Source organism: Candidatus Neomarinimicrobiota bacterium, from assembly GCA_021734025.1.
Lineage (GTDB): Bacteria > Fidelibacterota > JAANXI01 > JAANXI01 > JAANXI01 > JAANXI01.
Genome location: JAIPJS010000005.1, coordinates 52,197 through 64,802, shown reverse-complemented (window position 1 = coordinate 64,802; position 12,606 = coordinate 52,197). Strand labels below are relative to the sequence as shown.

Below are 12,606 nucleotides of genomic sequence, written 5' to 3'. Positions count from 1 at the left end.
ATTTGTTTTTTTTCAGATCAAGAGAAAAGGTGTATGAACGAAGGATAACCTTCGGCGAGGTCAGCTGACGAACAAGGCGTTGCCCAGTGGAATGATAGCGATGATGGAAGACCGGAGTTTTTGATGGGCAAAGGAAGAATCGGCGACTGCGGAATTTTTCTTTTTCGTTGGGATCCTCTATCTTCTTTCGGACGCATCAATAAACGAACGGTGAAAAACAATGACCAAACTAAATAGACGGGAATTTCTTCGAAAAACGCTGGGCGGCGTCGGCACCTTGGCACTTGGTGCTGCCGGAACTGATATCTTGGCGGAGCAGAAAACGCTCTACGCCGATGACCGGATTATACTCGGTCCCAGCGATGTGGAAGTGAGCCGGCTGGCTATCGGGACCGGCACCTCCGGATTTGGCGGGAGTTCGGAGCAGACCAGAGATCTCGGCATCAGCGGACTGGCTGACCTGCTGCGCCACGGCTACGAGAACGGGATTACCTTCTGGGATTCGGCGGACGCGTACGGTTCGCATCCGCACCTCAACGAGGCGCTGGATTACGTTCCCAGAGAAGAGGTGCAGATTTTGACCAAGACCCACGCTTCTTCAGCCAGAGAAATGAAAGCCGACCTGGATCGGTTTCGCAAGGAGCTCGGCACCGATTACATTGACATTCTCCTGCTGCATATGATGCGCGACGAGGATTGGGATCAGCAGAAGCAAGGTGCCATGGAAGTCATTGCAAAAGCCAAGCAGGACGGGATCGTCAGTACCCACGGCGTGTCGTGTCACACGCTCCGGGCGCTGAAGACGGCGGCGCGTTCCGACTGGGTAGAGGTGGATCTGGCGCGGATCAACCCGTTCGGCATCCGCATGGATGCGGATACCGAAACCGTCGCCTCCGTATTGGAAGAAATGAAGCGGAACGGCAAGGGTGTCATCGGCATGAAGCTCCTCGGCGACGGTCGGCTCGTTCATAGAATTGACGAATCTTTGCGCTACTCGCTGACTCACGATTTTGTGGATTGTTTCACCATCGGTATAGAGGCCAAAGAGGAACTCGACGACTTAATCGAGCGGATTCCGAAGGTGACGGCGTAAAGAAAGTGTTAGAGTGTTCAGGTGTTCGGGTGTTCAGGTTATCCGCACCTAAGGAACGGATGAATAGCCCCGGGCTTTAGCCCGGGGATCCGTTGGGATAAATTCCACCAATTACGATCGCCGCTGCAGGGACTTTCCATACTTCAAATATCCCCATCCCCACAATAAATTGGGGGGCTAATTTATATCGTCGGTTGACCTGCTTTCCGATTCTGATACAAAAGGAAGGTTTTGATTACAATAACAGTTAACGCACAAACACGCTTTTCCCCTCTACCTTATACCGGTTTTCACAGCAGTTGCATCCCGTGCTTCTCACAGGTGACTCGCATCTCCTCCGGCCAGATGCTGGCGTGAACTTCCCCCACGTGCGCCTTCCGCAGCATCAGCATACAGAGCCGGGACTGCCCAATGCCACCGCCGATGGTCTGCGGCAATTCGCCATTTAATAACCGCTTGTGGAAATAAAAATTCTGCTTCTCCAGTTCGCCTTTTAACTCCAGTTGAGTTCGCAGTGATTCCGGATTGACGCGAATACCCATGGAAGAGATCTCAAACGCCCGGTTCAGCACCGGATACCAGACCAGAATATCGCCGTTCAGCCCGGGATGACCGTCCTCACCAACAGATGTCCAGTCGTCGTAATCCGCCGCCCGGTTGTCATGGGCCTGGCCGCTGTGTTCCAGATCGGCGCCGATTCCGCGGAGAAATACCGCGCCATGCTTTTTACATATGGCAATTTCCCGTTCTTTCGGTGACATATTCGGAAAGCGCTGAGCGAGTTCCTCGGTGTGAATAAAGGTGATCTCGTCCGGGAGAAACGGTTCTTTGAGAGCCGGATACGCCTCGTGATTTCTCCGCTCAGTACGGACGATTTCAGCGTAAATTTCCCGCACGATCTCCTGCAGGAATTCCACAGTTCGCTCATTTTCGTGCATCACCAGTTCCCAATCCCACTGATCCACGTAGATGGAGTGCAGGTTATCCAGTGTCTCGTCGGGACGAATGGCGTTCATATCCGTATAGAGGCCCTCGCCCGGCTCAAATCCGTAATCCGCCAGCGCCAGCCGCTTCCACTTGGCCAATGATTGTACAATTTCTGCCGACTGGTGAATGTCAGGAACGTCAAATGTCACCGGTGTTTCCGTACCGCTCAGATGATCATTGATTCCGGTGTCCTGCAGCACCATAATCGGAGCGGAAATCCGTGAGAGACTCAGTCCCTCAGCAATATTTTCCTGAAACGTATCTTTAATAAATTTGATGGCCTCTTCCGTGGCCCGCAAATCTAGCGCAGATGTGTAATCTTTGGGAATATGCAGCCGTCCGTCGTCCGCCGATTCCGTGGTCATATTCATCTCCCGTCCGTTTGATATTTTCAGATCCCTGCAAAACGAAACAAAAGTCTATGAAAAAACGGGGTTCGAAACAACAGCGATATCGTGTTCAAGTATTCAAGTGTTCAAGTTATAAAAAGTCATGAACCGAATATTCTGCGTTTTGTAAAGAATATAATATTAAGTGTCACACTCCAAGTGACTAGTTTCTAATTTCGAGTTTCCAATATCCAGTCTCCCATCTCCAACCTTCAATCTCCCCCTGTTTTCCCCTATACCATATACCCATATTCCTTTTCGGTTCTTCCATTCTGAAAAACGGAGTTTCATTTTGAAACAACGCATTCCCGAATTTTATTATAAATGAATAAGAGGGTTTTGCTCATAATTCATCAGCGCTTATATTACAACGCTTTCAGGAGGGTGTTGTGTTTTTCATCGCTGGTGGCATGAAGATTGTAAATATATTAACGACTGAATACTAACCGCGAGAACCGAAAATGATAAACCTGCTCAATATTCTGCTTCCCGTTTTTTATTTGGCGACCGCCATCCTGTATGCCATCCACTTTTTTGCTGATGAGGTTGATGTTGAACGGTATCTGACGCCTCTCCTGATTGTTACGCTTTTGATCCATGCAGCGGACCTCACCCTGCGGACGGTCGCATATCAGCATTTTCCGACGGCGTCCCCGGCAGAAGTGATGACCGTCATCGCCTTCGCTATGGCACTCATTTATCTCTGGATTGAATCAATCTTGTCCGTCAAAACGACCGGGGTTTTCGTAATAGGTCTCGTGGCAATTTTTCAGGTAGCATCTTCGGCAACAATCGAATTTATCCCGGATATTAATCCTATCCTACAGTCACCGCTGTTCAGTGTTCACACCGGTTCGGCCATTCTCGGATATTCCAGTATCGCGATTTCTGCGCTCTACGCACTGCTCTACCTTTTGCTTTTCTATGATATTAAGGGTAGCCGGTTTAGTGTGTTTTATAATCAACTCCCCTCCCTGGAAGTGTTGGATGCGATGAACACCAAGGCGGCGACGGCGGGGTTTACATTCCTGACCATCACCATCTTCCTGGGGGCTGTCTGGACGAAAATTGCGTTTGAGCAATTGATCGTGTTTGACTGGAAAATTATGCTCGCATTGATTACCTGGGCCATTTTCGGGTTCGTGATCGCCAGCAAGAGGTGGCTGGGCTGGAGCGGGAAGCGCATCGCCTATGTTTCACTGACGGGATTTACCACAGTGGTGATTTCGATGACGGTGGTAAACTACTTTTTAACCTCGTTTCACAAGTTCTATTAAGTAAATCAGGAAGAACCATGAAAGCGTTTGAAATATACGTTCTCGGCCTGAATCATAAATCCGCCTCGGTGGATCAGCGGGAATGTGCTGCGGTGTCGCCTGACAGGATGTCTTCCATTCTGCATGCCATAAAAGCGACCGGGCATTTTTCAGAGGTGGTGGGACTGTCCACGTGTAATCGGACTGAGTGGTATATCGTTGGGCCATCTAACCCGCACTACCTGATGTGCCTGCGGACACTACTGAATATCTCCGGGAATATCGAGATCTGGTCGAACCCGGAAATTACATATGTGAAGAAAAAAGCCGATGCGGTCAAACATCTTTTCAGAGTTGCATCCGGTTTGGATTCCCAGGTACTGGGGGAGCCGCAAATCCTTGGACAAGTGAAAGACGCATTTCGGATGGCCTCGGATATGGAAACCACCGGTACCATTTTAAATACACTGTTTCACTCGGCCTTTCATGTCGGTAAGCGCGTAAGAAATGAGACAGAGCTCGGCGCTGGGGCAGTCTCCGTGAGTTCGGCGGTGGTGGAACTGTCAAACAAGATTTTCAGCGACCTGTCAAAACGTACGGCGTTACTGATTGGGGCCGGGGAAACCGGTGAATTAACGGCCAGGCATATTAAATCCCGGGATATCAAAACGCTCTACATTACCAATCGTACATTTGAGAAAGCGGAAAAAGTCGCCGAAGAACTTGGTGGATACGCGCTGCCGTTTGATTCCTATGGCGAGAAGATCGGCGAGGTGGATATCGTCATTTCTGCCACCAATTCGCCGGACTTTACGGTTTCCGCAGAGATGGTGAAGAAGGTAATGTCCAAACGAAACCACAGACCGCTATTTCTCATAGATATTGCAGTTCCCAGAGATATCGATCCCGCATTGAACAAGCTGGATAACGTGTTTCTCAACGATATCGACGACCTGAATACCATCGTGAATAAAAATCTGGATCTACGGAAAGAGGAAATTCCAGTCGCAGAGAAAATCGTGGATGAGGAAGTTGCCTCGTTTACGGACTGGATAAAAACCCTGGATGTAAAGCCGGTGATCGCCTCTCTGCACAAAAAGTTCGAACAGCTCCGGCAGGAGGAGCTGGAAAAGGCGCGCAAATATTTTGATGAGGACGAGTGGGAGGATCTGGACAAGCTGACTTCAATCCTGATGAAAAAATTTCTGCATACTCCGATGATGCAACTCCGGGAAGCAGCACAGAACGGCAACGGTGAATTGAAACGAATTGAAGCGGCTTACGAACTCTTCGACCTGAAGGAAACAATGCATGAGTAATAATAATACATTAATCATCGGCAGCCGGGGCAGCGATCTGGCGCTCTGGCAGTCGAATTGGGTGAAAAGCCAGTTGGAAGAGCATCACCCGGAACTTTCCATAGAAATCCAGATTGTTCAGACCGAGGGAGATAAAATCCTTGATACGGCGCTTTCAAAAATCGGCGGCAAGGGACTGTTCACCAAAGCGCTGGAAGATCGTCTGCTGGACGGCACTGTCGATCTCGCCGTCCACAGTTTAAAAGATTTACCAACGGTTTTACCGGAGGGACTCACAATTTCTGCCATCTCCGAACGCGAAGATCCCGGCGATGTACTTGTTTCCAAAGGCGGTACTCTGCTGGCGGATTTACCGGAAGGCGCTCACATCGCCACCGGAAGTTTGCGCCGGCAATCACAACTTCTGAATTACCGCTCGGATTTCATTATTCATGACATCCGCGGTAACGTGCCAACGCGTATCCAGAAACTGAAAGACTCAGACTGGCACGGGATGGTGCTGGCAAAAGCCGGTTTGGTCCGTTTGGAGATGGAAGACGAAGCCACCGAGACCATCAGCCAGGATATTATGTTGCCGGCGGTGGGACAGGGTGCGCTGGGTATTGAAACCCGTTCCGACGATTTCCAGATTAAAGCGATAGTTGCGCCAATTAATGACGCGGATACCGAAGCCGGTACCCGCGCGGAACGGGGATTTTTACGGAAGCTGGAAGGCGGCTGCCAGGTGCCCATCGGTGCATACGGCGAAGTGATTGGCGGTGAGGTGAACCTGCAAGGCTACGTAGGCGCACTTGACGGCAGCAAGTCTGTGCGCGGTGAAATTTCCGGGTCGCCGGACGATGCCACATCGCTGGGTATCCAACTGGCCAACCAGCTGCTGAAGGACGGAGCCGAAGAAATCTTGCTGGAAGTCCGCGAGGCGCTGGAACCGAATGAATAATCTGGATGGAGCAACCATATTGGTGACCAGGCCTCAGCCCAAAGCTTCTGAGATGGCTGAGTTGATCCGGGAAATGGACGGAGAGCCAGTGATTTTTCCGACAATCGCTATCGAGCCGCCGGAGATCTGGGACGAGGTTGATGCTGCTATCAAAACTCTGGAAGAGTATGACTGGATAATTTTCTCAAGTGCCAACGGTGTAAAGCATTTGACTGTTCGACTCTCTAACATTTCGGAATTATCCCGGTTGAAACAATCCAATATCGCCGCCGTGGGAAGCAAAACCGCCGAGGCGCTTCGAGAGAGCACTATCGAAGTTGATGTCGTTCCGGAGGACTTCTCTGCAGAGGGATTGCTCGAATACTTCGCGAAGAAGAATATCGATGGAAAGCGCTTTTTGCAGGTAACCGGAAATAAAGGGCGGAGGACGCTGGAAGAAGGGCTGAAGTCGCACGGTGCTGAAGTTACCAGGCTGGAAGCATACCGCAACGTATCACCGGATTCAGAAGCCGCCTCTGGGTTGATCCCCCTGCTCAGAGACGGCTCTGTTGACTATCTGACCTTTACCAGTCCGTCGACCTTCGAAAATTTCTATGAATTGTTGGCGGAAACCGCTGAATCACCGGGCGAACTCATCAACCAATCCATAATTGCCGCCATTGGGCCGATCACGGCAGAAGCAATCGAGTCGGCGGGAGTTGAGGTTGCGGTCGTTCCGGAGGAATATACGGTTGAGCACATGCTGGAAGAAATTTCGAAACATAAAAAATTTACCGCTGAGACGCAGAGGTCACGGAGAAAAACTCTTTAAACACCGAAATACACTGAAAGATTCTCGCAAAAGCGCCAAGAAGTATGAATGAAGATGGAAAAGACTTCAACAACTAAAACACAGTAACACGCTAACACTATAACACGGTTTTTAAATGTCAAAAAACTTACAGAACGATTTAATTTTACAAGCCGCAAAACGAGAACAAACCGAACGTCGTCCAGTCTGGATGATGCGCCAGGCTGGGCGGTATCTGCCGGAGTACCGGGCAGTCCGGGAAAAGGCAGATTTTCTGACCATGTGCAAAACGCCGGAACTGGCGGCGGAGGTAACCATCCAGCCGGTGGATATCGTTGGTGTGGATGCGGCGATTATTTTTTCCGATATCCTTACGATTCCCGAAGCCATGGGACTGGATCTGGAGTTCGTCTCCGGTCGCGGTCCGGTCTTTCATAATCCGGTACGGAACGATAAGAATGTTGATGATCTCCGTAGCGGAATTCTTCCGGAGTTGGAATACGTAGGCAAAGCCATTGAGGAAACAGTCCGTCAACTCGATGGACGGGTACCGGTTATCGGTTTTACCGGAGCCCCTTGGACGCTGGCGACGTACATGGTTGAAGGCGGTTCGTCCAAGCATTTCAAGGTGGTGAAAAAGCTGCTCTACTCCCAACCGGAACTACTGAAATCCATGTTGGACAAACTGGTGGTCGAAACCATCGAATACCTCGACATGCAAATACAGGCCGGGGCGGACATCGTGCAGATCTTCGATTCATGGGGCGGAATTTTAACTCCGGCCGCATTTAAGGAATTCGCGCTTGAACCTGTTACAACTATTGTCGAGGGAATAAAAGCACGCCACCCGGAGACGCCGGTGACGGTCTTCAGCAAGGGAGCCCGGACACATCTACCATCTCTGGCAGCAACTGGTGCCGACGTACTCAGTCTGGACTGGATGATAGACCTCGGAGATGCCAGAGAAGAGGTCGGTGACAAAGTTGCGCTGCAGGGCAATCTCGATCCCGCGATTCTGCTCACCGATCCGGCGACCATCGAAACCGAAACCCGGAAAATGCTGGATTCCTACGGCGATGGCCCGGGGCACATCGTCAACCTGGGCCACGGTATAACGCCCAATGTACCGGTGGAAAACGCGAGGACGTTTGTGGATGCAGTGAAAAACTACAAATAGAAAAAATTTCACCGCAGAGAACGCAAAGATCGCAGAGAAAGACAAAAATATGGCTAAAAATAGTATAAATCTGTTCTTAGTGTCTTTGAGTCTTGGTGGCTACAAATATATTTCTTCTGTGTTCTCAGCGGTAAAAGTGGAGTTTATAAAATGAGTGTCAACCAAGACGTCATCGTCGATATAGATTTACTGAAGAAGTACGACAAACCCGGCCCGCGATACACCAGCTATCCCACTGCGCCGCACTTTCACGAGGGATTCGACGAGGAGTCGTGGGATGAGGAGTTGCGGGAATCAAACGCCAGGAAGGACGCGCCGGATCTGTCGCTCTATTTCCACTTCCCGTTCTGCGATTCGCTCTGTCTCTATTGTGGATGCAATGTGATTATCACAAGAACGCCGGCGAAGATCGACGAATATATCGAATATCTGAAGAAAGAGATCGATATGCTGGCGTCGTATCTGCCGGAGAATCGCACCCGGAAAGTCCGGCAGTTCCAGTGGGGCGGCGGAACGCCGACGTATCTCACCGCGGATCAGATCCGCGATATTATGGGGTACATTCGTGAACGCTTCGAATTTTCCGATGATATCGAGGCTGGAGTGGAGATCGATCCCAGGGAGTTGACCTACGACAGGCTCCAGGCGCTCCGGGAGATGGGATTCAACCGCGCCAGCATGGGCGTACAGGACTTCGATCCGCTGGTACAGAAGACCGTCCACCGCATTCAGCCGGAAGAGTTGACCCGCCGGCACTTCAATTCGTTGAGGGAACTTGGCTACCAGAGCTTGAACATCGATCTCATCTATGGACTACCGCACCAGACGCCGGAACGCTTCGAGCGGACGGTGGATTCTATCATCGATATCAGCCCCGAGCGGATTGCGCTGTTCAATTACGCGCACGTTCCGTGGCTGAAGCCGCACCAGAATTATTTCAAGAAGGATTGGCTCCCCACTGCGGAGACCAAACTCCAGATAATCAAAATGGCTATCGACAAGTTCACCGATGCCGGCTACGTCTTTATCGGTATGGATCACTTTGCAAAACCGGACGACGAACTCACCCTTGCCCAGCAGGAACGAAAACTTTACCGGAATTTCCAGGGCTACTCAACCAGAGCCGGGCTTGATCTCTACGCGCTCGGCATGACCAGCATCAGCCAGACGCAGGACGTTTACGCGCAGAACGTTAAGGAGAACTCCGCCTATTACCAGCGGATTTCCGAGGGTCGCCTGCCGGTATTCAAGGGTTACGAACTCAACCGGGACGATCAGATTCGCCGCTGGGTCATCACCCGGCTGATGTGCGACTTCGAACTCCATCCCAGTGAAGTAGAGAAAGCATATGGCATCGATTTCGGTGATTATTTTGCCGCTAATCTGCCCGAGCTCGAGCCATTCATCGCCGACGATCTCGTGGAATACCAGGGAGATGTCATTAAGGTCAAACCACTTGGTCGCCTGCTCATCCGCAATATCGCGATGACGTTTGATTCGTATCTCAAACGGGAGAAGGAAGAGGAGACGCCGACGTATTCGCGTACAGTGTGACGGTAGTGTTAAAGTGTTATTGTGTTACTGTGTTATAGTTAAAAACCGGAGCACAAAGTCGAGGTTAGGATAATAAAATGCCTAAGATTCAGGATTTTGAGGAACTGATTTGTTGGCAGAAATCGCGGGAATTAGTTAATGAAATATATTCCATTTCAAATGACGGTGATTTCAGTCGGGACTTTGAGTTGAAAAATCAAACAAGACGCGCTGCAATCTCAATAATGTCGAATATTGCCGAGGGATTTGGGAGATATCACAAAAAAGAGTTCGTTCGTTTTCTTGACATTGCACAAAGCTCTGCTTCAGAGTTGAAGAGTCAATTATATATCGCATTGGACCAAAATTACATCACCAAGGAGCAGTTTTCAATTATTTCGGTATCGACTAATAATGTCCGGAAATTAATTTTCGGTTTGGTACGATATCTTAAAAATTACGACAGACCGGGGGGCAGTGTTAAAGAACCCGAATCTGAATACTCAGTTGAAGGAACTCTTAACGCCTCTTACTCGATCCCTGAAAATTTCATTGACCCTGACACTATATAAATGTTAAGGAAACGCAGAACTATAACACGCTAACACTATAACACAATAACACGTCGTTATTAGCTAAAGGGCTGCATGGAACCCAAAACTCATAAATCCCCAGACACACAAAAAAAAGAATCAGTCGGTGTTGTACTTTTCCAGCTCGGCGGGCCGGATAGTTACGCCGCCGTCGAACCCTTCCTGAACAACCTGTTCAACGACCCGGATATCATTGATATACCGCTCGGTTTTCTGCTCAGGAAGCCGCTGGCGAAGTTTATCAGTAGCCGACGGAGCGAGGAGGTGGAGGAGCTGTACCGCGAAATGGGCGGCCCTTCGCCAATCCGGGAGATCACCAACAAGCAGGCGGAGTTGCTCCGGGACGAACTCCGTAAGCGCGATCCGGGGCGGGATTACCACGCCTTCGTTGCCATGCGCTACTGGCACCCGCTGACCGAAGAAACAGCTGAGCAAGTGAAAGCCGCCGATGTGGATCGCCTTGTTTTACTCCCACTTTATCCACACTACTCCAAAACCACTTCCGGCAGCAGCTTCAAGGAGTGGGAACGTGTGACAAATGGCACAAAACTGTCCGATTTACCCAGCGATGCGATTCGTGCGTATCCCGACTATCAGCCATATATCGATGCCATGGTCAACCAAGTGGAACGCACTATCGACGGGTGTTGCGAGACGGATGAGCCGCTGCATTTGCTCTTTTCCGCGCACGGTGTGCCGTTAAAGGTAATCAAATCCGGTGATCCCTACCAAGATCACATCGAAACCACTGTCAAACACGTAATGGACGGGTTATCCACAGATTATCCACACCATATCAGCTATCAAAGCAAGGTCGGTCCGCAGAAGTGGCTACAGCCCTCGACCATAGATAAGTTAGAGCAATTGGGTGAAGAAGGAGTCAAGCATCTGTTGGTGGTGCCGGTGGCGTTTGTCAGTGATCATCTGGAGACGCTGCACGAACTGAATATTCAGGATCGTGAGATTGCTGAAGATGCCGGGATAGAACACTACCACGTGATGCCGGCGCTGAATGACTCCCCGGAATTTATCGACGCGCTTGCACAACGGGTACTTGAGGAGATCGAAAAATGAATGAACACGTGGACGTCGTTGTCATCGGAGCCGGAGTATCGGGACTATCTGCGGCCTATTGGCTGAAACAACAGGGACATTCGGTACAAATCCTGGAGAAGGCCGACCGGATCGGCGGTTCTATCCAGACCACGCGGGAAGACGGATTTATCATCGAGCACGGGCCGAACAGCGGGATGGAGACGAATCCGGTGATCGGAAAGCTGGTGGAATCGCTGGGACTGGAAGATCAGATGATCTACGCCAACGACGAAGCCAACAACCGCTACATCGTACGGGACAAAGAGTTGCATCCGTTGCCTATGGCTCCGCTGAAATTTTTTAAGACAAAACTGTTCAGCCGGAAGGCCAAGTGGCGAGTGCCTCTCGAACTGTTCATTGGCAAAGCACCGGAGGATAAAGAGGAGACCGTGGCCGAATTTGTGAGCCGTCGCCTGGGCCCGGAATTTCTGGATTACGCTATCAATCCGTTCGTGGCAGGCGTGTTCGCCGGCGATCCCAAAGAACTGTCGGTGAAAGCTGCGTTCCCGAAGCTGGCTGCATTGGAGGAGAATTACGGCGGAATCTTCAAGGGCGTCATTAAAGGACGCCGTGAGCGAAAAAAGCGGCTGGAAGAGGGCGAGGAGTCCAAACAGAGCGCCCAGATGTTCTCCTTCCGGAACGGACTCGGAACGCTCACCGAATCGCTGGGAAGTGAACTGGCGGATTCCATCGAAACGGGCGTTGAAGTGCAAAGCGTTGCATCAGGTGACGATGAATGGCAAGTTACCTATTCCAAAGATGGTGAATCGCGTGAAGTAAGTGCGGATTCTGTACTGTTTGCGGTACCTGCGTATGTGGCGTCGGAGTTTATCCGGGATCTGGATAACGAGACCGCTGCCGCGCTGGACGCTATTCCGTATGCCAAGGCAATTATGATGTACAGCGCCTTTGACAAGAAAGACGTGCCCATTGATTTGGACGGATTCGGCTACCTGATTCCGGAGAAGGAGGAAATGAATATCCTTGGCACTATTTGGTCCACGACGGTCTTCGAGAACCGGGCGCCGGAGGGCAAAGTCTCCTTCACCACATTCGTCGGCGGCAGACGACAACCAGAGAAGTTAGAGCTATCCGACGAAGAACTTTTGCAGCAGATGCGTGAAGATTTTGCCATTCTTATGGGTGTCGAAGCACGACCGGAAAAACTCTTTATCCGCCGCTGGCCAAAGGCCATTCCCCAATACACGCTGGGGCACCTGGAACGCGAAGCCCGGATGGAGACCTTCGAGGAGAACCATCCCGGCCTGTTCATCACCGGGAATCATCGGGGCGGCATCAGTGTGGCGGACTGTATTAAGCACTCTGAACCGCGCGCGGAAGCAATTTATGAGTACCTGAAAACAAAAACGGATTCCACCGCAGAGACGCAGAGAAAAGAAAAACAGATTAAATAAAACGGAAAGACACCGAAAA

At 50.6% G+C, this 12,606-nt stretch carries 11 protein-coding genes; 10 read left to right on the top strand and 1 reads right to left on the bottom strand.

The features are described from left to right. Positions 1–220: 220 nt before the first annotated feature. Positions 221–1,093: an aldo/keto reductase gene (locus tag K9N57_07645; GenBank protein ID MCF7804046.1), complete on the top strand. Its 873-nt coding sequence runs from the start codon at positions 221–223 to the stop codon at positions 1,091–1,093. Positions 1,094–1,383: 290 nt separating this feature from the next. Here the strand turns inward: K9N57_07645 and asnA are convergent, their stop codons facing one another. After that, a complete protein-coding gene (gene asnA, locus K9N57_07640) occupies positions 1,384–2,445 on the bottom strand; it encodes an aspartate--ammonia ligase (protein ID MCF7804045.1) in 1,062 nt (353 codons plus the stop codon). Between the two features lie 485 nt (positions 2,446–2,930). Here asnA and K9N57_07635 point away from each other — a divergent pair, with 485 nt between their 5' ends. The 9 genes from K9N57_07635 (at position 2,931) to hemG (ending at position 12,587) form a co-directional block, all read left to right on the top strand. Continuing rightward, positions 2,931–3,746: a cytochrome c biogenesis protein gene (locus K9N57_07635; GenBank protein MCF7804044.1), complete on the top strand. Its 816-nt coding sequence runs from the start codon at positions 2,931–2,933 to the stop codon at positions 3,744–3,746. A gap of 17 nt (positions 3,747–3,763) precedes the next feature. Continuing rightward, positions 3,764–5,044, top strand: coding sequence for a glutamyl-tRNA reductase (gene hemA / locus K9N57_07630; GenBank protein ID MCF7804043.1), 1,281 nt, complete (start codon positions 3,764–3,766; stop codon positions 5,042–5,044). Further along, positions 5,037–5,984 (top strand): hydroxymethylbilane synthase, encoded by a 948-nt coding sequence (gene hemC, locus K9N57_07625; protein MCF7804042.1) that lies wholly within the window; start codon positions 5,037–5,039, stop codon positions 5,982–5,984. Before hemA ends, hemC begins: the two co-directional genes overlap by 8 nt. Then, positions 5,977–6,795 carry a uroporphyrinogen-III synthase gene (locus K9N57_07620; GenBank protein ID MCF7804041.1) on the top strand — a complete coding sequence of 273 codons (819 nt, stop codon included), beginning with the start codon at positions 5,977–5,979 and terminating at the stop codon, positions 6,793–6,795. The genes hemC and K9N57_07620 overlap by 8 nt, the downstream gene beginning before the upstream one ends. 115 nt (positions 6,796–6,910) lie before the next feature. Next, entirely contained in the window at positions 6,911–7,951 is a 1,041-nt protein-coding gene (gene hemE, locus K9N57_07615; protein MCF7804040.1) for a uroporphyrinogen decarboxylase, read from the top strand. A 150-nt stretch (positions 7,952–8,101) separates the two neighbouring features. Beyond that, entirely contained in the window at positions 8,102–9,505 is a 1,404-nt protein-coding gene (gene hemN, locus K9N57_07610) for an oxygen-independent coproporphyrinogen III oxidase (protein ID MCF7804039.1), read from the top strand. A gap of 77 nt (positions 9,506–9,582) precedes the next feature. After that, positions 9,583–10,056, top strand: coding sequence for a four helix bundle protein (locus K9N57_07605; GenBank protein MCF7804038.1), 474 nt, complete (start codon positions 9,583–9,585; stop codon positions 10,054–10,056). 75 nt (positions 10,057–10,131) lie between these two features. After that, on the top strand, positions 10,132–11,151 hold the full coding sequence (gene hemH / locus K9N57_07600; GenBank protein MCF7804037.1) for a ferrochelatase: 1,020 nt from the start codon (positions 10,132–10,134) through the stop codon (positions 11,149–11,151). Further along, complete coding sequence (gene hemG, locus K9N57_07595; GenBank protein ID MCF7804036.1) at positions 11,148–12,587, top strand: protoporphyrinogen oxidase; 1,440 nt, start codon at positions 11,148–11,150, stop codon at positions 12,585–12,587. Before hemH ends, hemG begins: the two co-directional genes overlap by 4 nt. Positions 12,588–12,606 lie beyond the last annotated feature (19 nt).